We start from the raw sequence: 24,100 nt of genomic DNA, 5'->3' as shown, positions 1-24,100 counted from the left end.
CTGCCCAGTCCCACGGGCGGGGCCCGGTGCGGCACCGCCGGGCCGCGCCGTGGTGGCTGAGCGCCGCGGCGGCGGATGGGCGAGGCCGGCCTCACGGCGCCTGTGCAGGAGCGGGTAAGGACCGGCTCACCACACCTGTGCACGGTGCCGGGCAGGTGAGGCCCTGTCTCAGGGCGTTGTCGGGGCGTCCATGGTGTCGATCGTGGCGATCGACGGGCCCCGGACCGCGGAGAGGCTCCGCGCAGTGGACTCCGCGTCCCGCAGCACCCGTACCGCGTTCTGCCACGTCAGCTTCGCCAGGTCCGCGGCCGACCAGCCCCGTCGCAGGAGTTCGGCGATGAGGTGGGGGTAGCCGGAGACGTCGGCGAGGTCGGACGGGGTGAAGGCCGTGCCGTCGAAGTCGCCGCCGATGCCGATGTGGTCGACGCCGGCGACCTCCCGCATGTGGTCGAGGTGGTCGGCGACCGTCGACGCCGTGGCGATCGGCCGCGGGTGCTCCGCCTCGAAGGCGCGGTGCAGCTCCATCGCCCGCGGCGAGGTGTCGAGGTGGTGCAGGCCGTGCGCCCGCAGGTTCTCGTCGGCGGCCCGGGTCCAGGCGACGGCCTCCGGCAGGATGAACTTCGGCACGAAGGTGGCCATGGCCACGCCCCCGTTCGCGGCGAGCGCGCCGAGCACGTCGTCCGGAACGTTGCGCGGGTGGTCGCAGACGGCCCGCGCCGACGAGTGCGAGAAGATCACCGGCGCCTCGCTCACCCGCAGCGCGTCCCGCATCGTGTCGTCGGAGACGTGCGAGAGGTCGACGAGCATGCCGACGCGGTTCATCTCGCGCACGACCTCCTCGCCGAAGCGGGTGAGCCCGCCCGCGGCGGGGGCGTCGGTCGCCGAGTCGGCCCAGGGGACCTTGTCGTTGTGGGTGAGCGTCATGTAGCGCACGCCGAGCCGGTGCAGCGCCCGCAGCGTGGCCAGGGAGCAGTTGATGCTGTGCCCGCCCTCGGCGCCCATCAGGGAGGCGATGCGCCCCTCGGCCCGCGCCGCCTCCATGTCGTCGGCGGTGAGGGCGAGCCGGAGCTCGCCGGGGTAGCGGTCGGCCAGCTGCCGTACGAGGTCGATCTGTTCGAGCGTGGCGCTGACCGCCTCGTCCCCGGCGAGGTCGGTGCGGACGTACACGGACCAGAACTGGGCTCCGACCCCGCCGGCCCGCAGCCGCGGCAGGTCGGTGTGGAGCCCGGTGGCGCTCTGGTCCCGGGCGATGTCGCGCCGGTCGAGGTCGTAGCGGACCTGCTGGCGCAGGGCCCAGGGCAGGTCGTTGTGGCCGTCGGCGACGGGGTGGACGGCGAGGAGCTCGCGGGCGCGGTCCAGCAGCTGGTCCGTCATCGTCGCTCCCCGGGTCACTTGCCGAAACCGAAGCCGGTGGCGCCCTGCACCTTCGCGCGCAGCCGCCTGCCCTTGTCCGTGGCCTGTTCGTTGAGCTCGTCCTGGAAGTGCTGCATGCGGGCGAGCAGGTCGGCGTCGTGCGCGGCGAGCATGCGGACGGCCAGCAGGCCGGCGTTGCGGGCTCCGGCGACGGAGACGGTGGCGACCGGCACCCCGGCGGGCATCTGGACGATGGAGAGCAGGGAGTCCATGCCGTCCAGGTACTTCAGCGGGACGGGCACCCCGATCACCGGCAGGGGGGTGACGGAGGCGAGCATGCCGGGCAGGTGGGCGGCGCCGCCCGCGCCGGCGATGATCGCCTTGAGGCCGCGGCCGGCGGCCCGCTCCCCGTAGGTGACCATCTCGCGCGGCATCCGGTGCGCGGAGACGACGTCGACCTCGTAGGGGATCTCGAACTCGTCCAGGGCCTTGGCGGCGGCTTCCATGACGGGCCAGTCGGAGTCGGAGCCCATGACGATGCCGACGACCGGGCCGGCGGCGGGGGAGCCAGTCATTCCGTGATCGTTCCTCGCAGATATCCGGCGGCGTGGCTCGCGCGCTCGCGCACGTCCGCCAGGTCGTCGCCGTAGGTGTTGACGTGTCCGACCTTGCGGCCGGGCTTGACGTCCTTGCCGTACATATGGATCTTCAGGCCCGGGTCGCGCGCCATGCAATGGAGATATGCGGAATACATGTCGGGGTAGTCGCCGCCGAGCACGTTGGCCATGACGGTCCACTTGGCGCGCGGGCGGGGGTCGCCGAGCGGCAGGTCGAGCACGGCGCGCACGTGGTTGGCGAACTGCGAGGTGACCGCGCCGTCCTGGGTCCAGTGGCCGGAGTTGTGCGGGCGCATCGCGAGTTCGTTGACGAGGATGCGGCCGTCGGCGGTCTCGAACAGCTCCACGGCGAGGTGGCCGACGACGCCGAGCTCCTTGGCGACCTTCAGGGCGAGCTCCTGCGCCTGCGCGGACAGCTCGGCGGAGAGGCCGGGCGCGGGGGCGATCACCGTGTCGCAGACGCCGTCGACCTGGATGGACTCGACGACGGGGTAGGAGACGGCCTGGCCGTGCGGGGAGCGGACGACGTTCGCCGCGAGCTCGCGGACGAAGGCGACCTTCTCCTCCGCGAGGACGGGCACGCCCGCGCGAAACGGTTCACCCGCCTCTTCTGCGCTGCGGACGATCCAAACCCCCTTTCCGTCGTATCCGCCGCGTACGGTCTTCAGGACAACGGGGAAACCGTCGCCCTCCGCGGCGAAGCGCTCCACATCGGCGGGGTCCTCGACGAGGCGGTGCCGCGGGCACGGCACCCCGATCGCGTCGAGCCTGGCCCGCATCACGCCCTTGTCCTGGGCGTGCACCAATGCGTCGGGCCCGGGGCGGACGGGAATCCCGTCGGCCTCCAGGGCCCGGAGGTGCTCGGTCGGCACGTGCTCGTGATCGAAGGTGATCACGTCACACCCTTGTGCGAAAGCACGAAGGGTTTCCAGGTCGCGGTAGTCGCCGATGACGACATCGCTGACCACCTGGGCCGCCGAGTCCTGCGGAGTATCGCTGAGCAGCTTGAACTTGATGCCGAGGGGGATGCCCGCCTCGTGGGTCATGCGGGCGAGCTGGCCGCCGCCGACCATGCCGACTACCGGGAACGTCACGCCACCAGGGTATCCGTACGAGGGAACCGCCCCGGACCGTGTTCGGAGGATCATCCGAAAAGGCGGCGTGTGCCCCCCTGGCCGATATGACTCGCGTTCGTCTCGCGTTCACCGACTCCGCCCATCGGCGGCGGAGACCGCTCGATAGCATGAAAGCTGCCCCACGCCCCAAGACGCCCATTCAACGGAGCCTGACGATCTCATGAGTCAACGGCGCGCAGTGCGTTCCCGGCTGGAGCGGCTGGCCCGCGAAATCGCGAAGTTCGGCGCGGTCGGGGCCATCGGGTTCGTAGTCAACTTCCTCGTGTTCAACATCTGCGTCCACGGTTTCCACCTCGCGGTGGTCCGCTCGGGCGTGATCGCCACGGCCGTGGCGATCGCCACCAACTACGTCGGCAACCGCTACTGGACCTACCGCGACTGCGAGCGGAGCCGGCGCAGCCGCGAGATGAGCCTGTTCCTGCTCTTCAGCGGCGCCGGCCTGATCATCGAGAACGGCATCCTGGCCCTCTCGCACTACGGCTTCGGCCTGACGTCCCCGCTCGCGGACAACATCGCGAAGAACGTCATCGGCCTGGGGATAGGGACGGTCTTCCGCTTCTGGTCCTACCGCACGTGGGTCTTCCGCGCGCTGCCGGCGCGGGAGGCCGTGGAGACTGCCGAATCGTTCCTGGCGGCCCCTGCCGAGCCCGCGGAGGCCCGTAAGTAGACGCCGTGGGTGCCCGTAAGTAGACGCCGTGGGCGACGGGCCTCCGGAGGGCGTCAGAGAAGCTCCTCCGACTCGTCCGCCTCGCGGCTGAGGAAGAGCGCGAAGACCGGCGGGTTGCCCTGGAGCAGCTCCAGGCGCCCGCCGTCGGCCTCGGCGAGGTCCCGGGCGACCGCGAGCCCCAGCCCGGTGGAGTTCCGCCCGCTGACGGTGCGCTCGAAGACCCGCGCGCCCAGGTCCGGCGGCACCCCCGGGCCCTCGTCCGTGACCTCCACGACGGCCTGGTTGCCGGTGACGCGGGTGCGCAGGGCGACGGTGCCGTCGCCGTGCATCAGCGAGTTCTCGATGAGGGTGGCGAGGACCTGGGCGACGGCGCCCGGCGTGCCCACGGCCCGCAGCCCCTGCTTGCCCGAGCGGACGATGGCGCGGCCCTCGCTGCGCGAGGCGGGGCGCCACTCCTCGATCTGCTGCTTGATGACCTCGTCCAGGTCGAAGGTGACGGCCGAGCTGGACTTGGGGTCGCGGGAATTGGTCAGCAGCCGCTGGACGACGTCGGTCAGCCGCTCGACCTGGGTGAGGGCGATCGTCGCCTCCTCCTTGACGGTCTCCGGCTGGTCGGTGAGCGTGATCTCCTCCAGCCGCATGGACAGCGCCGTCAGGGGCGTCCGCAGCTGGTGCGAGGCGTCCGCGGCCAGCCGGCGCTCGGCGGTGAGCATCCGCGCGATGCGCTCGGCGCTGCTGTCCAGCACGTCGGCGACCCGGTCCAGCTCGGGCACGCCGTAGCGGCGGTGGCGGGGCCTGGGGTCGCCGGAGCCCAGCCGCTCGGCGGTCTCGGCGAGGTCGGTGAGCGGGGCGGTGAGCCGGTTGGCCTGCCGCACGGCCAGGAAGACCGCGGCGACGACGGCGAGCAGCGCCACCGCGAGGATCACCAGCAGGGTGCGGCCGACCTCGCGGCTGACGGTGGAGCGGGACTCCTCGACGCGGACGAGCTCGCCCTGCTCGCCCTTGCGCGCATCGGCGATGACACCGCCCTCGGGCCGGTCCCCGATCTCGATCGGCGCGCGCCCGGGGATCTCGATCCGGGCGTAGCGGTCGGCGGTGATCTGCTCGCTGAGGATCCCGGACTCGACCCGCTCGCCCCCGACGAGCCGGCTGTCGACGATGCTGACGAGCCGCACGGCCTCGGACTGCACGCTCTCCTGGGCGCTGCTCTCGATCGTGCGGGTCTCGACGATGACGAGCGAGATGCCGAAGACGGCGATCACGACGAGGACGACGGCCAGCGTGGAATTGATCAGTCGGCGGCGCACGGGTTGCCCTCCGGGCGGGGTGGTACGAATGCTGGTCCCGCCGGACGGGCCTGTGCGGCCCGCCCGGCGGCCGGACTCAGCTCTTCTCGAAGCGGAACCCGACGCCCCGCACGGTGGCGATGTAGCGGGGGTTGGCGGCGTCGTCGCCGAGCTTCTTGCGCAGCCAGGAGATGTGCATGTCGAGGGTCTTGGTGGAGGACCACCACGTGGTGTCCCAGACCTCGCGCATCAGCTGATCGCGGGTGACGACGCGCCCCGCGTCCCGGACGAGCACGCGCAGCAGGTCGAACTCCTTCGCCGTCAGCTGCAGTTCCTCGTCGCCCATCCAGGCGCGGTGCGACTCGACGTCGATCCGGACGCCGTGCGTGGCGGGCGGCTGCTGGTGGGCCTCGACGGTGCCGCGCCGCAGCAGGGCCCGGACGCGGGCCAGCAGTTCGGCGAGGCGGAAGGGCTTGGTGACGTAGTCGTCGGCACCGGCGTCCAGGCCGACCACGGTGTCCACCTCGTCGGCCCGGGCGGTGAGCACGAGGACCGGGAAGCCGTGGCCCTCGGTGCGCAGCCGGCGGCAGACCTCCAGTCCGTCCATGCCGGGCAGCCCGAGGTCGAGGACGAGCAGGTCCACCCCTCCCTTGAGCCCGGCGTCCAGCGCCGTGGGACCGTCTTCTCGTACCTCCACCTCATACCCCTCGCGGCGCAGCGCGCGTGCGAGCGGCTCCGAGATGGATGCGTCATCCTCGGCGAGCAGTACTCGGGTCATGGACAGATGGTAGTCCGCTCGGGCCCACGTCAGAGGCGTACCGGAAGCTACCGGCGGCAACCCTTGACAGCCCGGTCTGGACCTTTGAGGGTCCGGAAACGGTTCCCCGATCCCCTGTGATCCCCGTCTCAACTCCTTCCGTTTCCGGGCGGGGTGTGACGTATGGTGACCAGCAGTCTGTAGCTACAGGGGGGACCTTCGGATCGTTTTCGGCGCGCCGGAGGTCTCTGTTGTGCACAGGACTGGATACCCCAGTCTTGTTATCCAGTGAATGACCTGGCGGCCGGGTCCGTCGCGCGAAGGTGCGCGGGGACGTGGATCCCGGTCACGGCCGTCCTGCCGGTCCCTCGGAGGAGAGGGAGCGACCCCCCGGGCGCGGGGGGCGGGCGCGCGGTGATCCGGTGCCGGCCAACCCCCACCCGGGCGCGTAGGAGCTGCACCCGCGCGTCCCGAGCACACAAGGATCGACATGGCGTCCAGCCTGACGAAGGGTGCGGCCGAGCAGGAGATGACCTCTCCCGTTTCCGGCGGCAAGACCTTCCTCGGCCACCCCCGCGGCCTGGCCCCCCTCTTCATGACGGAGATGTGGGAGCGCTTCAGCTACTACGGCATGCGCGCCCTCCTCGTCGTCTACCTGATCGCCGGCGGTCCGGACGCGAAGCCCAACAGCCAGGGCGGCGGTCTGGCCATGCCCGAGGCGAGCTCGGTGGCCATCTACTCCGTCTACGTGGCGATGGTCTACCTGCTGGCCATGCCCGGCGGCTGGTTCGGCGACCGCGTCTGGGGCCCGCGCAAGACGGTCGCCATCGCGGCGACCGTCATCATGGCCGGTCACCTGACCCTGGCCATCCCCGGCAAGCCGACCTTCTTCGCCGGCCTCGCGCTGGTGGCGATCGGCTCGGGCCTGCTGAAGGCCAACATCTCCACGATGGTCGGCCACCTCTACGACGGCCCGCAGGACCCGCGCCGCGACGGCGGCTTCACGATCTTCTACATCGGTGTCAACACCGGCGCCTTCGCCGCGCCGCTCGTCATCGGCACCGTCGGCCAGAAGGTCAACTGGCATTTGGGCTTCGCGATCGCCGCGGTCGGCATGGGCCTCGGTCTGCTCTTCTTCCTGTGGGGCACCCGCCACCTCAGCCCGCAGAGCAGCGTCGTCCCGAAGCCGCTGACGGCCGCGGAGCGCAAGTCGACGCTCCTCAAGGCGTTCTTCTGGCTGGCCGTCGCGGCCGCGTTCTACGGCGTCGTCGCGGGCACCGGCCACTTCACGCAGAAGTGGGCCACCATCCCGCTCGCGCTGGTCGGCATGATCGTCCCCATCACGGTCCTGACCCGCATCAAGCGCGACAAGGAACTGACCGCGAGCGAGCAGACCAAGGTCAGCGGCTACATCTGGTTCTTCGTCGCCGCCGCCGTGTTCTGGATGATCTTCGACCAGGCCGGTTCGACGATGTCGACCTTCGCCGAGAAGAAGACCGCGGACAACATCTTCGGCATCGGCTTCGCGTCGACGGTGTTCCAGTCGGTGAACCCGCTGTGGGTCATGGCCCTGGCCCCGGTCTTCGCCTGGATGTGGCTGTGGCTCGCCCGCACCAACCGGGAGCCGAGCACCACGGTCAAGTTCGCCATGGCCATGGTCATCATCGGTGCTTCGTTCTTCGTCTTCGCCATCCCGATGGGGATGGCCGCCGACGGCACGAAGGTCAGCCCCGCCTGGCTGCTGATGATCTACGGCATCCAGACCATGGGCGAGCTGTGCCTCTCCCCGGTCGGCCTGTCGCTCACCACCAAGATGGCGCCGCAGAAGTACGCGAGCCAGATGATGGGCGTCTGGTTCCTCGCGGTGACCGCGGGTGACTGCACCATGACGCTGCTGGCCGAGGCCAAGGTCGACCTGAACGGTGTCGGCGTGATCCTCGGACAGGCGGGAGCCGCCGTCCTGGCCGGCTTCGCGGTGTGGATGTCCCGCAAGAAGATCGAGGGACAGATGGGCGACGTCCGCTAAGGACCGCTCAGGAGCAGGACGCACAGGGCCCCCGGCGCGAGAACGCGCCGGGGGCCCTCGTTCATTCGGGAGGCGGCACGGTCCCGGGGCTGAACCAGGGAAGAGCCGGAGGAACCCCGTCCCCCCGGGCAGGAGGCGGCGGCCGCAGCCGGTCGACGACGGCCATCCCCACCCGGAACAGCCCGACGGCCACCACGCCCCCCAGCAGCACCCAGAACAGCGTCACTCCCCAGGGCCGGGCGACGTCCCAGGGCTCCGTGACGAGCACTTTGCCGCCGTACTCCATCGACACCTCGTAGGGCCCGTGAGCCCCCGCGGCGAGCTCGACGTCGAAGGCGATGCGGCCGCGCTGCCCGGCGGGGATGGTGCCGCGCCACTTCCGCTCCTCCCAGGAGGGCGCGAGGACGCCCCGCGCGGTGCCGATGCGGAAGACGGGGTCCTTGACGGCCCCGGTACCGAGGTTCCCCACGGTGACCACCAGCCGCCGGGCCGGTGGCGCCCCGAACCAGGTGAGCAGCCCGCTGGAGCCTTCCAGCCGTGCGGCTAGCACGCCCAGCCGGGCGCCGGAGGGCACGGGGGCAACGGGGTGCCCGGCGACGACGAGCGGGACGTCAGCAGCTTGGGCACCACCCATGACCGTGGCGACGTGCACCACACAAGGACAGGGCCGGGGCGGCTCAGCAACGGAGACCTCTCTCCGGAAGCGCCCGTCACTCCCTGTAGTGACCGTCCGCCCGTCCGCATTGGCGCAATCGTTGGTGCCACCCACCATGTCCTGCCCGCACACGAGCAGAGTGAGCAACGCCGACGGCCGCCACCCCTCCCCCTGCACCACGACCGTGCTGCCTTTCCCGGCCTCCGACCGATCCAGGGAGAGCCTGGGCGGACCACCATCGGCCACAGCGGCGCCTGCAGAGGACAGGAGAACGAAGACGGCCAGCAGAAGGGCGACCAGGGAGGCGCCGGGGCCGCAGGGGCAGGGTCCTGGACGCTGACGTGTATTTGCGGCGCCAGGTGCCGGGTGAGCGGGCGCAGGGGCGGGGGGCGCCGTAAATATACAGTCCAGGACCCTGCCCCGGAGGCCCCGGCGCCGGCCCACGACGCGGCCGGTCACCCGGACCGCCGCCGCACGAACCACCACACCAACGCGGCGACCCCGCCGCCCACGCCCGGCAGCACCCACCGCCCCGGCGTATACGACCCGGCCCCGCTCGCCCGCACCCCGTCCGCCGCCGTGGCCGTCACCCGCACCGTCACGGAGTCCACCCGCGGCGCGTCCGCCCAGCGCTCCACCCGCTGCACCACGTGCCCCGGCGGCAGCGTGCCGGTCGCGTCACCGACCGTACGGCGGAGGACCGTCCCGAAGATCCCGTCGGCGCGGATGGCGAGGCGCGGGGCCAGCACCGTGTTGCCGCGGTTGACGACCGCGTACCGGATGACCGCGCCGCGCCCGCCGCCCGCCCCGCTCACCCGGACGTTCTCGACGGCGAGCGCGGGCAGCGCAGGCGGCGCAGGCGGCCCGCTGACCCGCAGCGCGACCCGTACGCGTACGTCCCGGCCCTCTCCGCTGACGACCACGGCCCCGGAGCGGTCGCGGGCCTCGGTGCCGCCGGGGACCGTCACGGTGAGCGGGACGTCGGCGCGGGTGCGGGCGGGCACCCGCACCTGCCGCCGGGCGAGGGAGATCCAGGGCCCGGACGCCCGGAGCTCCAGGGAGAGGGGGCGGTTCGCCGGGTTGACGAGGGACAGCTTGTCGGCGAGCACGGCGCCGGGGGCGCCCTCCAGGTAGAACGACGTCCTGTCGTCCGGTCCGGGCGCCTCCGTGCCGGCGGGGGCGGGCGCGGCCGACCAGGTCCGGTCACCGGCGGCGAGGGCGGCCGGGGCGACGGGCCCGGCGGGCACGCAGAGGAGCGCCGGGACGAGGGCCGTCACGAGACGGCGGACGGGACGGCGGTGCAAGGCGGCTGCCTCAGCGGGCGCCGGCGCGGCGGCGCCGGGTCAGCCAGAGGGTGCCGGCGATGCCGGTGAGGAGGACGGTGCCGCCGAGGGTGCCGAGGGCGACGGTGGAGTCGGCGGGCCCGGTCTGGGGAAGCTGACCGCCGCCGGTGGAGGCGGAACCGCCGGTGGACGACGAGCCGCCCGTAGCGGAACCGCCGCTGGAGGAACCCCCACTCGCGGAACCCCCACTCGCGGAACCCCCACTCGTGGACCCCCCACTCGTGGACCCCCCACTCGCAGAACCGCCACTGGACGATCCCCCCGTAGAGGAGGACCCTCCGGATCCCGTCCCGCCGTCCCCCTTGACCTCAAGCGTCAGCGACGGCTTCGGATCGTTCGTGGGCGTGCAGGTCGTGGTCGTCCCCAGCGCCGAAATGGTCAGCGTGGAGGCGGTGAAGGTCACGCTGCCGCTCTTCTTCGGGGTGTACGTCCCGGACAGGTCGCTGATCTTGATCGGCGTGTTGGCGGGTATCGGCTCCGCGTTGGCCGGCCCGGAGACGGCCACGGTGCCGCTGTCGGCGCCGCCCAGCTTGATGACGGCGCTCGGCTTCATCGCACCCTTGCCGAGCTCGATGGGGCTGGAGGAGACGCCCTTCTCGAAGGACATGGTCAGCTTGTACGAACTGCCGTCCGCGACGCCCTTGATGTCGATGGGCGAGACGGCGCTCTTGTCGCCGATGGGGGTCTTGCACGCGTAGGCGACGTCGATCGTGACGGCGTGCGCGGCCGGGGCGCCGAGCAGGACGGCCCCGCCGGCGAGGGTCACGGCGACGGCGAGTGCGCGGCGTGGAGTGCGGGACACCTCGTGGGACACCTCTGGTTCCCCTCTCGTCCGGTGCCGCGACCGAGCGCAACCGGAAGCCGAGCGCTACTGACGGCACATCAGATCGGGCGCAGACAGTACGCCGGGGACCTTGAGGAAGGAAGAGAAGGAGAGGCGGAAGCCAAGAGAGAAGTGACGAGAGAGGAGGAAGCGAGGAGTAGGAGGCGGAGGCGGAGGCGGAAGAGGCGGCGGAGAACGAACCGGCCTAGCCCGGCGCGGCCAGCTCCGCCCAGACCGTCTTCCCGGCCCCGCTCTCGTTCCGCACGACGCCCCAGTCCAGGCAGAGCCGCTGCACGATGAACATCCCGTGGCCGCCGGGCCGCCCGGCCCGGTGCGGGGTGCGGGGGGCGGGGGTGCCGGCGCCGAGGTCGACGACCTCCAGGCGCAGCACCTTGCCGGCGCAGCTGACGCGCAGCTCCTCGGGCCCGTCGGCGTGCAGGCAGGCGTTGGTGACGAGCTCGGAGACGACGAGGAGGACGTCTTCCGCCGCGGCGCGGTGGTCGGCACCGGCGGCCGGCAGCCAGCCCCAGTCGTAGAGCGCCTGCCGGGTGAAGTCACGGGACATCGGCACGGCGCCGCTGACCCCGACGAGGCGCAGCCGGCGCGCACCGCCGCCCGGCGGGGAGCCCGGCTCGGAGCGTGCGTACGACGGAGGCCCGTCCGGCGACGGTGCGCCGGACGAGGCGGCGCCGTCCGCCCCCGGACCGGGGTCGCCCGGCGGAGGGCACGGCCGGGTGGTGCTCATCAGCGCTTCACCTCACCGATTCACCGATTCAGAACGGAACGTAGGACGAACGTAGGACGGGCGGACACGTCGGACGCACGGAACGGATTCAGCAGACTCCTGCCCGACCGATTCGTGAGAACACCCACTTCTTGAGTGACGATCCTGTGATGCATACAACTGCAGGACGTGGATCCGGACCGGGCCCGGATAACGTTTGCGTAACACACAGGACGGGTGCCGATGCGGGGGCTCAGCCGGCGAGCGCGGCGTCGAGCGTGTCGTGCACGGTGAAGACGGCTTCGGCGCCGGTGATCTCGAAGACCCGGGCGACCACGGGCTGCATCGCAGCCAGGTGGATTCCGCCGCCGGCGGCCTCGGCCTGCAGCCGGGCACCGAGGAGCACGTTGAGGCCGGTGGAGTCGCAGAAGTCCAGCTGGGAGCAGTCCAGGACCACTCGCACGGCGCCGTCCGCGATGGCGGCCTCCAGGGGCTCACGCAGCACATCCGCCGTGTGGTGATCGAGCTCACCCACCGGCGTCACGATCGCGCTCGATCCGTCCCGCCGGACGGCTACATTCAGCCGGCCCTTCGCGCTGCCGACCATCCCGCGATCCATGCGCATCCCTTCTCGGTGTGCCTGCGTGGCGCTTCGAGAACACTACGCCTTCCCTACGGCGTTCGGTAGCCAAAGGTCCGGCATTATGCACATATCCGGACATCCGGCACTTGCGATGTCCGGGTGCGGGCAGGTAGGGCTAGTAGGACGACATCCGCCACGAACGGCTTTGGAGGCGCCGCTCACCGCAGCACGACGCGACGGCATCGGCAGCCATATGCCGAGAATGATGGAGGAGACCATGTCACCCCGGCTCGACGAAACGCACACGGAACCGCGTACGGCGTCGTCGGCACCCCTGCCCCAGTCCCTGCCCGCTTACGACGGGTCCCAATACGACGAGTTCGGCGAAACCGGCCGCACGCCCCCCGGCGAGATGGCCCCGCAGGACGCCCGGGCCCTGTCGAAGACGCTCTTCGCCCGCCTGGAGGCGCTCGAAGAGGGCACGCACGAATACGCCTACGTACGCAACACGCTGGTCGAGCTGAACCTCGCGCTCGTGCGGTTCGCCGCCGCCCGGTTCCGTTCGCGCAGCGAGCCGATGGAGGACATCGTCCAGGTCGGCACGATCGGCCTCATCAAGGCGATCGACCGCTTCGAGCTCAGCCGCGGCGTCGAGTTCCCGACCTTCGCGATGCCGACGATCATCGGCGAGATCAAGCGGTTCTTCCGCGACACCAGCTGGTCCGTGCGCGTGCCGCGCCGGCTCCAGGAGCTCCGCATCGACCTGGCCAAGGCCGGCGACGAACTCGCCCAGGCCCTGGACCGCTCCCCCACGGTCGGCGAACTCGCCGAACGCCTCGGCCTGACCGAGGACGAGGTCGTCGAGGGCATGGCCGCCAGCAACGCCTACTCGGCGAGCTCCCTGGACGCGGCCCAGTCCCAGGACGAGGAGGCCGAGGGCACGCTGGCCGCGCGCATCGGCTACGAGGACCACGGCCTGGAGGGCATCGAGTACGTCGCCTCCCTCAAGCCGATGATCGCCGAACTCCCGCACCGGGACCGGAAGATCCTGTCCCTGCGGTTCGTGGCGAACATGACCCAGTCGGAGATCGGCGAGGAACTGGGCATCTCCCAGATGCACGTCTCGCGCCTCCTCTCCCGCACGCTGGTGCGCTTGCGCAGAGGCCTGCTGACCGAGGAGTGAGGTCCCGCGACCTCCGCCGACATTGCCGCGCGCCGCACGGGGATCCCGTGCGGCGCGCGGCATTGTGACGCGACCTCAGCCGAGGTACGGCCGCTCGCGCCCCTCCAGGAAATGCTGCACGCGCAGCCGCTGCGTGTGGTGCATGTCCAGTGCGGGCACGTCACCGGGCCGTACGAACCGCAGCTCCGTCGACTCGTCCGACATGGCGAGCGTCCCGCCGGTGATCCGCGCCGCGAAGCAGACGTTGAACTGCCGCCGCACTTCGCCGTCGCCGTACGCGATGACGTGCCGGGGGTCGGTGTACGTTCCGACGAGCCCGGTGACCTCGACTTCCAGTCCGGTCTCCTCCCGCACTTCCCGCACGGCGGCCCCGACGAGCGACTCGTCCATCTCCATCCCGCCCCCGGGCAACGCCCACAGCCCGCTGTCCGCGCGACGCTGCATCAGGATCCGCCCCTCGCCGTCCGTCACGACGGCGGACGCGGCCACGACGAGGCGGTTGGGCTCGGGCGCGGCGGGGTCGTCGTAGAACTCGGTCCGGGTCATCTGTCAGCCTTCCTGCACGGGGGCAGCGGTTGCCCACACGGCATCAAAGCTCTCCGCATATGCGTCGAACATGCCACCGTCGCCGTTGCGTCGCAGGTGCCACACCGGCGCACCGTAGGCGTTGGCACCCCAGACATGTGCATTCACCAAGAACTGGTCATCGGCACGGTAGAGACTGTTGTAGAGGGTCGCGCCGTGCGTACGCAGCTGGACCCCGGCAAGGCCGCTGAGAGGCAGGTAGTGCATGAGCGCCAGCCTGCACCGTGACTCGATGCCATACCCAAACCGCTCTTCGCTGCCCCTCTGCCGGACGTTGGGGTTGTCCGGGTCACCGACAGCGATGCGAATGGTGCACCCTTCCAAGGCTCGTTCGCGCAGCAGTTCCCTCAGGCGCGGATAGCCTTCGTGCAGGAAGAGCCCGGCGTAGACCAGTACATCGATGCGCTGCCGGGCTTGCGCGAAGAGATCGGCGAAAGCCGATACGGGAACGTCTGCTCGGCGTTCGTAAAGTGCTACCAGCTCTGGGCTCACCGACCGTGCGGCCTTCGGTTGCCGCAGCCTCGGCCAGAGCGCGAAGACATCCTCGCCCAGCAGCTCGGCAACAGAAAGCGCCGTGACACGACGTGGCGTGCGGCCGAGGTTGATCCAGCGTTCCACCGTCTTGGGATCTACGCCTGCCTGTGCAGCAAGAGTCACGTGCGTCCAGCCCCCTGCGGCCACAGCAAGGCGTAATCGCTCATTCCGCATATCTGGCACCCCGCTCCCAACGCTTGGCCCTCGCCAGGGACGTTCTACTCGCTCCAGGACGTCCCTGAGTGGGGTTTGCCGGAGGTTCCCCCGTCCCAGCGAGCCGCACAATCCTGGCGGCATGGACTTGGACAAGCTGGAAGTGGGCTCGATGGTTCTGGACACGCGACGCGACCGCGTCGGTGAAGTGACCCTGGCGGCCTCGCCCACGTGGGTGCGGCTCAAGGCCTTCGGGGGGAGTCGCGAGTGGATCGCCTCGCTCGAGGATCTGGAGCCCGTCGGCGTGGCCGAGCGGCTGCGGGCCAGGGTGGCGGAGGTGAACGCGGAGCGGCGGTGGCGGCCCTGAGGCGGGTGGGCGGGCGCCGCGGGGCCGCCGGGTCGCCCGCGACCCGTTGACTAGAGCTATTCAGCGGCCCAATATGTGCAGTGTTCTATTCAGAGCAGCAGCCAGGGAGGCAGGGCCCCATGTCCGGACCGCGACCCGTACGAGCGCCGCGAGGCAACCAGCTGAGCACGCAGGGGTGGCAGCAGGAAGCCGCTCTGCGCATGCTGCAGAACAACCTCGACCCCGAGGTGGCCGAGCACCCCGACAAGCTCGTGGTCTACGGCGGCACGGGCAAGGCCGCCCGCGACTGGCGCTCGTTCGACGCCATGGTCCGCACGCTGCAGACGCTCAAGCAGGACGAGACGATGCTCGTCCAGTCCGGCCGGCCGGTCGGCGTGATGCAGACCCACGAGTGGGCGCCGCGGGTCCTCCTGGCCAACTCCAACCTCGTCGGCGACTGGGCCAACTGGGAGGAGTTCCGCCGCCTGGAGCACCTCGGCCTGACCATGTACGGGCAGATGACGGCCGGCTCGTGGATCTACATCGGCACGCAGGGCATCCTGCAGGGCACGTACGAGACCTTCGCGGCCGTGGCCGCGAAGAAGTTCGGCGGGACGCTGGCGGGGACGATCACCCTGACGGCCGGTCTCGGCGGCATGGGCGGCGCCCAGCCGCTCGCCGTCACCATGAACGACGGCGTCGCCATCTGCATCGACTGCGACCCGCGCGCCATCGAGCGCCGCATCGAGCACCGCTACCTCGACGTGAAGGCCGACTCGCTCGACCACGCGCTGCAGCTGGCCGTCGAGGCGCGCGACGCCCGCCGCCCGCTGTCCATCGGCGTCCTCGGCAACGCCGCGGAGCTCGTCCCGCAGCTGCTCGCGATGAACGCGCCCATCGACATCGTCACGGACCAGACCTCCGCCCACGACCCCCTCGCCTACCTGCCCGTCGGCGTCTCCTTCGACGAGATGGCCACGTACGCGGCCGAGAAGCCCGCGGACTTCACCACCCGGGCGCGCGAGTCCATGGCCCGGCACGTCGAGGCCATGGTCGGCTTCCAGGACGCCGGCGCCGAGGTCTTCGACTACGGCAACTCCATCCGCGGCGAGGCGCAGCTCGCGGGCTACACCCGCGCCTTCGACTTCCCCGGCTTCGTCCCGGCCTACATCCGGCCCCTCTTCTGCGAGGGCAAGGGCCCCTTCCGCTGGGCGGCCCTCTCCGGCGACCCGAAGGACATCGCGGCGACCGACCGGGCGATCCTCGACCTGTTCCCCGAGAACGAGTCCCTCGCACGCTGGATCAAGATGGCCGGCGAGCGCGTCCACTTCCAGGGGCTCCCGGCGCGCATCTGCTGGCTGGGCTACGGGGAGCGGGACCGCGCGGGCGAGCGCTTCAACGACATGGTGGCGAGCGGCGAGCTGTCCGCACCGGTCGTCATCGGCCGCGACCACCTCGACTGCGGCTCCGTGGCCTCGCCGTACCGCGAGACGGAGGCCATGCTGGACGGCTCGGACGCGATCGCGGACTGGCCGCTGCTCAACGCCATGGTCAACGTCGCTTCGGGCGCCTCGTGGGTCTCGATCCACCACGGCGGCGGCGTCGGCATGGGCCGCTCGATCCACGCGGGCCAGGTCACGGTCGCCGACGGCACGGCGCTCGCCGGCGAGAAGATCCGCCGGGTGCTGACGAACGACCCGGGCATGGGCGTCATCCGGCACGTCGACGCGGGGTACGACATCGCGGAGTCGGTGGCGGCCGACCGCGGGGTCCGCGTCCCGATGCGGGAGGAGTCGTGAGCGACGTCGCGGACGCGGCGGCCGCCCCGCCCGTCCCCGCGCAGGCGCCGTCCTTCCACGAGATGTGGCGCGACCTCGGCGCCATCGGCCGTGACGCCGGCACCGGCGGCTACCGCCGCTTCGCCTGGACCGGCGCCGACGCGGACTGCCGCGCCTGGTTCCGCGACCAGGCGGAGTCCCGCGGGCTCGCCTACGAGACCGACCGCAACGGCAACCAGTGGGCCTGGCTGGGCGACCCCGGGGCCGGGGACGCCGTCGTCACCGGTTCGCACCTGGACTCCGTCCCCGACGGCGGCGCCTTCGACGGACCGCTCGGCGTCGTCTCGTCCTTCGCCGCCCTCGACGAGCTCCGCGGCCGCGGCGTGCGGCCGTCCCGCCCGCTCGCCATCGTCAACTTCGGCGACGAGGAAGGCGCCCGCTTCGGCCTGGCCTGCGTCGGCTCCCGGCTGACCGCCGGACAGCTGAGCCTCGACAAGGCCCACGCGCTGCGCGACGCCGAGGGGATCTCCCTGCCGCAGGCCATGGAGCGCGCCGGCCACGACCCGGAAGCCATCGGGGCCGACCCGGACCGCCTCGCCCGCATCGGCGCCTTCGTCGAGCTGCACGTCGAGCAGGGCCGGTCCCTGGCCGACTCCGGCGAGGCCGTCGGCATCGCCTCCGCCATCTGGCCGCACGGCCGCTGGCGGTTCGACTTCCACGGCGAGGCCAACCACGCCGGCACCACCCGCATCGAGGACCGCCGGGACCCGATGCTGACCTACGCCACCACCGTGCTCGCGGCCCGCAAGAAGGCCCGCCTGGCCGGGGCCCTGGCCACCTTCGGGAAGATCAGCGTCGAGCCGAACGGCGTCAACGCCATCCCGTCCCTGGTCCGCGGCTGGCTGGACTCGCGCGCCGCCGACCAGGAGACCCTCGACCTCGTGGTCGCCGAGATCGAGAAGGCGGCCGTGGAGCGCGGCGAGCGCGACGGCGTCGGCGTCCGGATCACCCGGGAGTCGTTCACGCCGGTCGTGGAGTTCGAGCACGCCCTGCGCGACGAGCTCGGCCGCATCCTGAACCGGGCCGGCGGGCGCGCGGGGGACGAGGGGCGCGCGGGCGTTCCCGTCCTCGGTACGGGGGCGGGACACGACGCCGGAATCCTCTCCGGAGCCGTCCCCACCGCCATGCTGTTCGTACGCAACCCCACAGGCGTCTCCCACTCACCCGCCGAAACGGCCTCCGAGGGCGACTGCCTGGCCGGGGTGACCGCACTCGCCGACGTACTGGAGGGCCTGGCGTGTCGCTGACGGCACAGACCTACTGGGCGGAGCACGCCCTACTCGACACCGGCGTCGAGCCGGGCGTGGTCATCGAGACCGGCGCGGACGGCCGCATCACGGCCGTCCGGCCGGGCCTGCTGGCCCCGCCCCCCGGAGCGGTGACGCTCCGGGGGATCACGCTGCCCGGCCTGGCCAACGCCCACAGCCACGCCTTCCACCGCGCCCTGCGCGGAGCCACCCAGGCGGGCGAAGGGACCTTCTGGACCTGGCGCGACGTCATGTACCGCGTCGCGGACAACCTCACCCCCGACAACTACTTCGCGCTCGCCCGCGCGGCCTACGCCGAGATGGCCCTCGCCGGCATCACCTCCGTCGGTGAGTTCCACTACGTGCACCACCTCCCCGGCGGCGCCCGCTACGACAACCCCAACGCCATGGGCGAGGCTCTGATCGCGGCCGCCGCCGAGGCCGGCATCCGCATCACCCTCCTCGACACCTGCTACCTCTCCTCCGGCTTCGGCGCCCCGCCGAACAAGCACCAGCGCCGCTTCAGCGACGGCACCGCCGAGCTCTGGGCCGAGCGCGCCTCGGCCCTCAAGGGCGACGGCAACACCCGCATCGGCGCGGCCGTCCACTCCGTGCGGGCGGTGCCCGCGGACCAGCTGGAGACCGTGGCCGCGTGGGCGCAGGAGCGCGACGCCCCGCTGCACGTGCACCTGTCCGAGCAGACCGCCGAGAACGACGCCTGCGTCGAGGCGCACGGCTTCACGCCCACGGCCCTCCTCTCGCACCACGGCGTGCTCGGCCCGCGCACCACGGCCGTCCACGCCACGCACCTCACCCAGGGCGACATCCGGCTCCTCGGCCACTCGGGCACGGGCGTGTGCATGTGCCCGACCACCGAGCGGGACCTGGCCGACGGCATCGGCCCGGCCCGCGCGCTGCAGGAGGCGGGCTCCCCGCTCTCGCTGGGCAGCGACAGCCACGCCGTCGTCGACCTGCTCGAAGAGGCGCGCGCGATGGAGATGGACGAGCGGCTGCACACCCGCACCCGCGGCCACTGGAACGCCGTCCAGTTGCTGCGCGCCGCCTCCGCCGACGGCCACGCCGCCCTCGGCTGGGAGGAGGCGGGCCGCATCGCGCCGGGCGCGCTCGCGGACCTCACGGCCGTCGCGCTGGACTCCGTGCGCACGGCGGGCCCGCCGCCCGCCCTCGCGGCCGAGACGGCCGTATTCGCGGCCACGGGCGCGGACGTGCGGGACACCGTGGTCGGCGGCCGGCACATCGTGCGGGACGGGACGCACCAGCTCGTGGCCGACGTGCCGCGCGCGCTGGCGGAGTCGGTCGCGGCCGTGCGCGGCTGAGACCGGCGCGCCCGGACACCCGGAACAGGCCGTACGGGCCGCGCAGGCGGCCCGGACCACCGAACAGACCAAAGGAGTGCCGCACCCCCATGGCGACGACGGTCATCACGAACATCAGCAGCCTCGTCACGAACGACCCCTCCCTCGGCGAAGGCCCCCTCGGCACGGTCCAGGACGCGGCGGTCGTCATCGACGGCGACCGCGTCGTCTGGGTCGGCATGTCCAGCAAAGCACCCGCCACTGACAACCGCGTCGACGCCGAGGGCCGGGCCGCCCTCCCCGGCTTCGTCGACTCCCACTCCCACCTGGTCTTCGCGGGCGACCGGACCGCCGAGTTCCACGCCCGGATGTCCGGCCGGAGCTACAGCGCCGGCGGCATCCGCACCACCGTCGCCGCCACGCGCGCCGCGAGCGACGAGGTGCTGGACGCCAACGTCCGGCGCTACGTGCGCGAAGCCCTGCGCCAGGGCACCACGGTCCTGGAGACCAAGTCCGGCTACGGCCTGACCGTCGAGGACGAGGCCCGCGCGCTGCGCATCGCCGCCGCCCACACCGACGAGGTCACCTACCTCGGCGCCCACATCGTCTCCCCGGACTACGCCGACGACCCGGCCGCGTACGTGGACCTCGTCACCGGGCCGATGCTCGACGCCTGCGCCCCGCACGCGCGCTGGGTCGACGTGTTCTGCGAGAAGGGCGCGTTCGACGGCGACCAGGCCCGGACGATCCTCACCGCCGGCGCCGCCCGCGGGCTGACCCCGCGCGTCCACGCCAACCAGCTCACCTTCGGGCCCGGCGTCCAGCTGGCCGTCGAGCTCGGCGCGGCCTCGGCCGACCACTGCACCCACCTGACCGACGCGGACGTGGACGCCCTGGCCAACGGCACGACCGTCGCGACGCTCCTGCCCGGCGCGGAGTTCTCGACGCGCGCCCAGTGGCCCGACGCGCGCCGCCTCCTGGACGCGGGGGCCACGGTCGCCCTGTCCACCGACTGCAACCCCGGCTCGTCGTTCACCAGCTCCATGCCGTTCTGCATCGCGCTGGCCGTGCGGGACATGGGGATGACGCCGGACGAGGCCGTCTGGTCCGCGACGGCGGGCGGCGCGGCCGCCCTGCGCCGTACGGACGTGGGCCGCATCGTCCCCGGCGCCCGGGCCGACCTGGCCCTCCTCGACGCCCCGTCGCACGTCCACCTGGCGTACCGCCCGGGGGTGCCGCTGGTCTCGGCGGTCTGGCGCGCGGGCATACGGGAGGCCTGAAGCGGGCTGCCGGCGGCGGCGCGCTCAGCCCTGCTTGCCGATCGCGTCCAGCCGGGCGTACTGGGCGTCCGTCAGCCGGACGCCCAGGGCGCCGGTGTTCTCCTCCAGGTGGGCGGGCGAGCGCGTGCCGGGGAGCGGGACGAGCGTCGGCGAGCGGTGCAGCAGCCAGGCGAGCGCCGTCTGTGCGGGCGTCGCCCCCACCTCGCGCGCCACTTCCGCGACCGGTCCCCCCTCGGCCGCGTGGGCGCCCACCGCGACCGGGAAGTAGGCGAGGAAGGCGATGCCGTGCGCGGCGGCGTAGTCGACGACGTCGTCGTGGCCGCGCTCCGAGAGGTTGTACACGTTCTGCACCGAGGCGATGTCGGCGATCTCCCGTGCCGCCCGCAGCTCGCCGACGGTCACCTCGGAAAGGCCGATGTGCCGCACCTTGCCCTCGTCCTGCAGCTGCCGGAGCGCGCCGAGCTGGTCGGCGAGCGGGTACTCGGGGTCGATGCGGTGCAGCTGGAGCAGGTCCAGGCGCTCCACGCGCAGCCGGCGCAGCGCCAGCTCGGCCTGCTGGCGGAGGTAGGCGGGGTGACCTTGCGTCACCCACTCGCCGGGGCTCGGCCGTACGACGCCGACCTTGGTGGCGACCGTGACGCCGTCGTAGGGGTGGAGGGCCTCGGCGATGAGCTCCTCGCTCTCGCCGAGCGAGTAGGCGTCGGCCGTGTCGATGAGGTCGACGCCGAGCTCGACCGCGCGCCGCAGCAGCGCGACGGCGCCGGCGCGGTCCTGGGGCGCGCGCCAGATGGGCGCCTGCATCAGGTCGGTGAGCCCGGCGGGGGTCTCGGCCAGCCGCATCGCGCCGTAGGCGATGCGGGTGACGGTCAGGTCGCCGCCGATGCCGGTGACGGGGGAAGAAGCGGGGGCTGTCGTGCTGTTCGTCATGACCGGAACGCTAAGTTCTCACATCCGTGTGAGATTCAACCCCGTGTGAGGCAGCTCATATGAAGATCGGTGATCTGGCGCGCGAGACCGGAGTGAGCGTGCGGCTGCTGCGCTACTACGAGGAGCAGGGCCTGCTGGACTCCCGTCGCCTGCCCAGCGGGCACCGGCGCTACGGGGAGGACGCCGCCGAGACGGTCCGCCGCATCCGCGTCCTGCTGTCGGCGGGCCTGCCGACGCGCGTGATCCGGGACGTCCTGCCGTGCGTACGGGGCGCGGGCGAGGCCGCTTTCGACCCGTGCGTCGCCCTGCACCTGCGTGAGCAGCTCCGGGGGCTGGACGCGCGCATCGGGGAGCTGCAGGAGACGCGCACGGCGCTGGCCGGGCTGCTCACTGCCACCGAGGCCGCCGCTGCGTGAGTCCGCACGACCATCGACCGGCACCGATGAGCCGGTCGAAGGCGTCGTGCAGCGCGGGCGTGCTGACCGCTTCCGCCCCGGGCCGGTCCGGCTCGCACCCCGTACCGGCCCGCAACGGCTCCGCACACGCCCGAGCGGTCTCCGCAGGGAATGGCTGCTCAGTTTTGGCGAATCCATTCCGGCCGGAACCGCCCGGTCGTGCCGGCGCGCATGGAGCTCATCGTGTGCGGAAACCGCCCGCGGCGCATGCGATTTTTGCGACCCGTGTGGTGGAGTGGCTCCATGTCCCTCGCTGCAGTGGTGCGGGCCGCGGTCCGGCAGGGGCTGCTGCCCGCGTGGTCCCCTGTCGCCGGGCTGCTCGACGTGCAGGGCGTCCGGGCGGCCGCCACGGCCCTGCGGGAGGCGTTCGAGGAGGCCGGGGCGGCGCCCGGAGCGACCCTGCACGCCTTCGCCGTGAAGGCCGCTTCCCTGGTGCCCGTGCTGCGGCTGCTCGCCGGGGAGGGGCTGGGGGCCGAGGTGGCCAGCCCGGGAGAGCTCGCGCTGGCGCGGGCCGCGGGGGTGCCTCCGGAGCGGATCGTCCTGGACTCCCCGGTGAAGACCACCGCCGAGCTGCGCGAGGCCCTCGCCCTGGGCGTGGCGGTCAACGCCGACAGCCGCGAGGAGCTCGCCCGCCTGGACGGGATGCTGCGGGGAGCTGCGGGGCCGCCCCGCTCCCCTCTCGGCATCCGTGTCAACCCCCAGGTGGGCGGCGGCCGCATCGGCGCGCTGAGCACCGCCACGGACACCTCGAAGTTCGGGGTGGCGCTGCGTGACGAAGGCGCCCGCGCCTGGCTCCTCCGGGCCTTCGCCGAGCGCCCGTGGCTCACCCGGCTGCACGCCCACGTGGGCTCCCAGGGCTGTCCCCTGGAGCTGATGGCGGCCGGTGTGCGGGCCGCGTACGAGCTGGCGGAGGAGGTCAACCGGACGGTGGGGCGCCGGCAGGTGACCACGCTGGACATCGGCGGCGGACTGCCCGTGAACTTCGCGTCGGACGACGTGACCCCGACCTTCCGCGCGTACGCCCGGCTGCTCGCGGAGGCCGCCCCGGGCCTGTTCGACGGGCGCTACGGGCTGGTGACGGAGTTCGGCCGCTCCCTGCTGGCGAAGAGCGGCCTGGTGCTGGCCCGCGTGGAGTACACGAAGACCGCGGGCGGGCGGCGGATCGCCGTGACGCACGCGGGCGCGCAGGTGGCCACGCGCACCGTGTTCGCGCCCGCGTCCTGGCCGCTGCGGGTGGCGGCCTTCGACGCCCTGGGGCGGCCGAAGACGGGGCCGCCGGTGCACCAGGACGTCGCGGGCCCCTGCTGCTTCGCGGGCGACGTGGTCGCGGTGGACCGGCCGCTGCCCCTGCTGGAGGCGGGCGACCACGTGGCGCTGCTCGACACCGGCGCGTACTACTTCTCGAACCACTTCGCGTACAACTCTCTGCCCCGCCCAGGGGTTTACGGCTACGTGGCCGCAGAAGAGCAGGGTGACGCGCATGAGGGGGGTGACGCGGAGGAGGGTGACGGCGTGCGGTTCGCGACCGTCCGGGCCCCGCAGACCCTCGACGAGCTGGTCGCCGAGAGCGGCGGCGCCCACGCGGCGGACCTCGGCGCGCTTCGCTGACCGGACGCGGGCCTGCCCGCCGCCCGGGCGTCAGCGCGCTTCGCTGACCACCGTGCCGGCCGGAGCGCGTCCGGCGCGGCGCCGTCCGCCCCCGGGTGCGGCGTCGCCCGCGGCGAGCCCCGTGCACAGATAGCCGCGCACGGGCCCGGCGGCGGGGGACGCCTGCGCCCACTCCGTACGGACCCACAGCAGCGACCCGGAGCGGCGCTCCAGGCCGCCCAGCCACAGGGCCTTCGCCCACAGGCCCGCGCCCGCCCCGGCGAGCGCCATGCCGGCCGCGGAGGGCACCGCGAAGGACGAGCCCATGGCGGCGAGGAACGCCCCGAGCAGCCACCAGCGGCGGGCGCGCCGCCAGTTCCGCAGGGTGACGGCGCGGTCCTGGAGGAAGACGGACCGGCCCGCCCGTGACGCGCCGCGCGCCAGCGCCGCATAGCGCCGGCGGCGTGCCGCGAAGACCGCACCGGCGGTGATCAGGAAGAGCGCCGCCCCGGCGAGGACGCCGATGCGCCGCCCGGTGAGGCCGGGCACCAGGGCGCCGACGCCCGCGCCCAGCACCCCGGTCCACCACAGCCATCCGGCCGGCGCTCTGACGATCACCGCCACCCGCGCCAGCGCATACGAACCGCGCCCCACGTCGAAACCCGCCTTTCCCTCTGAA

At 72.6% G+C, this 24,100-nt stretch carries 24 protein-coding genes; 10 read left to right on the top strand and 14 right to left on the bottom strand.

Going from position 1 to position 24,100, the window contains the following annotated elements; all coding sequences use genetic code 11:
- Positions 1-168: 168 nt before the first annotated feature.
- Genes ACFZCD_RS29880 through ACFZCD_RS29870 form a run of 3 tightly spaced genes read right to left on the bottom strand, consistent with a single transcriptional unit; the run spans position 169 to position 3,118 of the window.
- Positions 169-1,374 carry a dipeptidase gene (locus tag ACFZCD_RS29880; protein ID WP_391836168.1) on the bottom strand — a complete coding sequence of 402 codons (1,206 nt, stop codon included), beginning with the start codon at positions 1,372-1,374 and terminating at the stop codon, positions 169-171.
- A gap of 14 nt (positions 1,375-1,388) precedes the next feature.
- On the bottom strand, positions 1,389-1,928 hold the full coding sequence (gene purE / locus ACFZCD_RS29875; protein WP_391836167.1) for a 5-(carboxyamino)imidazole ribonucleotide mutase: 540 nt from the start codon (positions 1,926-1,928) through the stop codon (positions 1,389-1,391).
- Positions 1,925-3,118, bottom strand: coding sequence for a 5-(carboxyamino)imidazole ribonucleotide synthase (locus ACFZCD_RS29870; protein WP_391836166.1), 1,194 nt, complete (start codon positions 3,116-3,118; stop codon positions 1,925-1,927). Before ACFZCD_RS29870 ends, purE begins: the two co-directional genes overlap by 4 nt.
- Before the next feature lie 148 nt (positions 3,119-3,266).
- On the opposite strand from ACFZCD_RS29870, the gene ACFZCD_RS29865 reads away from it, so the two are divergent.
- The gene (locus ACFZCD_RS29865; protein ID WP_391836165.1) at positions 3,267-3,773 is read left to right on the top strand and encodes a GtrA family protein; all 507 of its coding nucleotides are present in this window, start codon (positions 3,267-3,269) and stop codon (positions 3,771-3,773) included.
- 53 nt (positions 3,774-3,826) lie between these two features.
- Here ACFZCD_RS29865 and ACFZCD_RS29860 read toward each other — a convergent pair whose 3' ends face one another.
- Together ACFZCD_RS29860 and ACFZCD_RS29855 are read right to left on the bottom strand one after the other, a co-directional pair.
- Entirely contained in the window at positions 3,827-5,080 is a 1,254-nt protein-coding gene (locus ACFZCD_RS29860; protein WP_391836164.1) for an ATP-binding protein, read from the bottom strand.
- Between the two features lie 76 nt (positions 5,081-5,156).
- Positions 5,157-5,837 carry a response regulator transcription factor gene (locus ACFZCD_RS29855; RefSeq protein ID WP_030365213.1) on the bottom strand — a complete coding sequence of 227 codons (681 nt, stop codon included), beginning with the start codon at positions 5,835-5,837 and terminating at the stop codon, positions 5,157-5,159.
- Positions 5,838-6,306: 469 nt separating this feature from the next.
- On the opposite strand from ACFZCD_RS29855, the gene ACFZCD_RS29850 reads away from it, so the two are divergent.
- A complete protein-coding gene (locus ACFZCD_RS29850; RefSeq protein WP_391836163.1) occupies positions 6,307-7,842 on the top strand; it encodes a peptide MFS transporter in 1,536 nt (511 codons plus the stop codon).
- Between the two features lie 61 nt (positions 7,843-7,903).
- Here the strand turns inward: ACFZCD_RS29850 and ACFZCD_RS29845 are convergent, their stop codons facing one another.
- From ACFZCD_RS29845 to ACFZCD_RS29825, 5 genes are all read right to left on the bottom strand, one after another.
- A complete protein-coding gene (locus tag ACFZCD_RS29845) occupies positions 7,904-8,494 on the bottom strand; it encodes a hypothetical protein (RefSeq protein WP_391836162.1) in 591 nt (196 codons plus the stop codon).
- A gap of 458 nt (positions 8,495-8,952) precedes the next feature.
- The gene (locus ACFZCD_RS29840) at positions 8,953-9,801 is read right to left on the bottom strand and encodes a hypothetical protein (protein ID WP_391836161.1); all 849 of its coding nucleotides are present in this window, start codon (positions 9,799-9,801) and stop codon (positions 8,953-8,955) included.
- Between the two features lie 10 nt (positions 9,802-9,811).
- Positions 9,812-10,642, bottom strand: coding sequence for an LPXTG cell wall anchor domain-containing protein (locus ACFZCD_RS29835; RefSeq protein ID WP_391836160.1), 831 nt, complete (start codon positions 10,640-10,642; stop codon positions 9,812-9,814).
- Between the two features lie 226 nt (positions 10,643-10,868).
- The gene (locus ACFZCD_RS29830) at positions 10,869-11,408 is read right to left on the bottom strand and encodes an ATP-binding protein (RefSeq protein WP_391836159.1); all 540 of its coding nucleotides are present in this window, start codon (positions 11,406-11,408) and stop codon (positions 10,869-10,871) included.
- 232 nt (positions 11,409-11,640) lie between these two features.
- Positions 11,641-12,006 (bottom strand): STAS domain-containing protein, encoded by a 366-nt coding sequence (locus tag ACFZCD_RS29825; RefSeq protein WP_391836158.1) that lies wholly within the window; start codon positions 12,004-12,006, stop codon positions 11,641-11,643.
- Positions 12,007-12,235: 229 nt separating this feature from the next.
- Between ACFZCD_RS29825 and ACFZCD_RS29820 the strand changes: the two genes are divergently transcribed.
- Positions 12,236-13,153, top strand: a complete 918-nt coding sequence (locus tag ACFZCD_RS29820) for an RNA polymerase sigma factor SigF (protein WP_391836157.1) — start codon at positions 12,236-12,238, stop codon at positions 13,151-13,153.
- A gap of 75 nt (positions 13,154-13,228) precedes the next feature.
- On the opposite strand, the gene ACFZCD_RS29815 is transcribed toward ACFZCD_RS29820, so the two are convergent.
- Together ACFZCD_RS29815 and ACFZCD_RS29810 are read right to left on the bottom strand one after the other, a co-directional pair.
- Positions 13,229-13,699: an NUDIX domain-containing protein gene (locus tag ACFZCD_RS29815; RefSeq protein WP_391836156.1), complete on the bottom strand. Its 471-nt coding sequence runs from the start codon at positions 13,697-13,699 to the stop codon at positions 13,229-13,231.
- Positions 13,700-13,702: 3 nt separating this feature from the next.
- Positions 13,703-14,446 (bottom strand): XRE family transcriptional regulator, encoded by a 744-nt coding sequence (locus ACFZCD_RS29810; RefSeq protein ID WP_391836155.1) that lies wholly within the window; start codon positions 14,444-14,446, stop codon positions 13,703-13,705.
- Between the two features lie 121 nt (positions 14,447-14,567).
- On the opposite strand from ACFZCD_RS29810, the gene ACFZCD_RS29805 reads away from it, so the two are divergent.
- The 5 genes from ACFZCD_RS29805 to hutI all read left to right on the top strand — a co-directional run bounded on the left by ACFZCD_RS29805 (position 14,568) and on the right by hutI (position 20,452).
- Positions 14,568-14,792: a hypothetical protein gene (locus ACFZCD_RS29805; RefSeq protein WP_391836154.1), complete on the top strand. Its 225-nt coding sequence runs from the start codon at positions 14,568-14,570 to the stop codon at positions 14,790-14,792.
- A gap of 119 nt (positions 14,793-14,911) precedes the next feature.
- A complete protein-coding gene (hutU, locus tag ACFZCD_RS29800) occupies positions 14,912-16,570 on the top strand; it encodes a urocanate hydratase (RefSeq protein ID WP_391836153.1) in 1,659 nt (552 codons plus the stop codon).
- Positions 16,571-16,632: 62 nt separating this feature from the next.
- Positions 16,633-17,856, top strand: a complete 1,224-nt coding sequence (locus tag ACFZCD_RS29795; RefSeq protein ID WP_391836205.1) for an allantoate amidohydrolase — start codon at positions 16,633-16,635, stop codon at positions 17,854-17,856.
- Entirely contained in the window at positions 17,847-19,193 is a 1,347-nt protein-coding gene (locus ACFZCD_RS29790) for a formimidoylglutamate deiminase (protein ID WP_391836152.1), read from the top strand. The genes ACFZCD_RS29795 and ACFZCD_RS29790 overlap by 10 nt, the downstream gene beginning before the upstream one ends.
- Positions 19,194-19,282: 89 nt before the next feature.
- Positions 19,283-20,452, top strand: a complete 1,170-nt coding sequence (gene hutI / locus ACFZCD_RS29785) for an imidazolonepropionase (protein ID WP_391836151.1) — start codon at positions 19,283-19,285, stop codon at positions 20,450-20,452.
- A gap of 24 nt (positions 20,453-20,476) precedes the next feature.
- Here the strand turns inward: hutI and ACFZCD_RS29780 are convergent, their stop codons facing one another.
- Positions 20,477-21,379 carry an aldo/keto reductase gene (locus tag ACFZCD_RS29780; RefSeq protein WP_391836150.1) on the bottom strand — a complete coding sequence of 301 codons (903 nt, stop codon included), beginning with the start codon at positions 21,377-21,379 and terminating at the stop codon, positions 20,477-20,479.
- Between the two features lie 59 nt (positions 21,380-21,438).
- On the opposite strand from ACFZCD_RS29780, the gene ACFZCD_RS29775 reads away from it, so the two are divergent.
- Together ACFZCD_RS29775 and ACFZCD_RS29770 are read left to right on the top strand one after the other, a co-directional pair.
- Positions 21,439-21,795 (top strand): MerR family transcriptional regulator, encoded by a 357-nt coding sequence (locus ACFZCD_RS29775; protein ID WP_391836149.1) that lies wholly within the window; start codon positions 21,439-21,441, stop codon positions 21,793-21,795.
- Between the two features lie 246 nt (positions 21,796-22,041).
- A complete protein-coding gene (locus ACFZCD_RS29770; RefSeq protein WP_391836148.1) occupies positions 22,042-23,442 on the top strand; it encodes a diaminopimelate decarboxylase in 1,401 nt (466 codons plus the stop codon).
- 30 nt (positions 23,443-23,472) lie between these two features.
- Here the strand turns inward: ACFZCD_RS29770 and ACFZCD_RS29765 are convergent, their stop codons facing one another.
- Positions 23,473-24,075: a hypothetical protein gene (locus ACFZCD_RS29765; protein WP_391836147.1), complete on the bottom strand. Its 603-nt coding sequence runs from the start codon at positions 24,073-24,075 to the stop codon at positions 23,473-23,475.
- Positions 24,076-24,100 lie beyond the last annotated feature (25 nt).

The sequence above is a fragment of the Streptomyces sp. NPDC008001 genome (genome assembly GCF_042958085.1).
GTDB lineage: Bacteria > Actinomycetota > Actinomycetes > Streptomycetales > Streptomycetaceae > Streptomyces.
The sequence above is the reverse complement of the archived record's forward strand: the minus strand, read 5'-3'. Positions and strand labels throughout refer to the sequence as shown.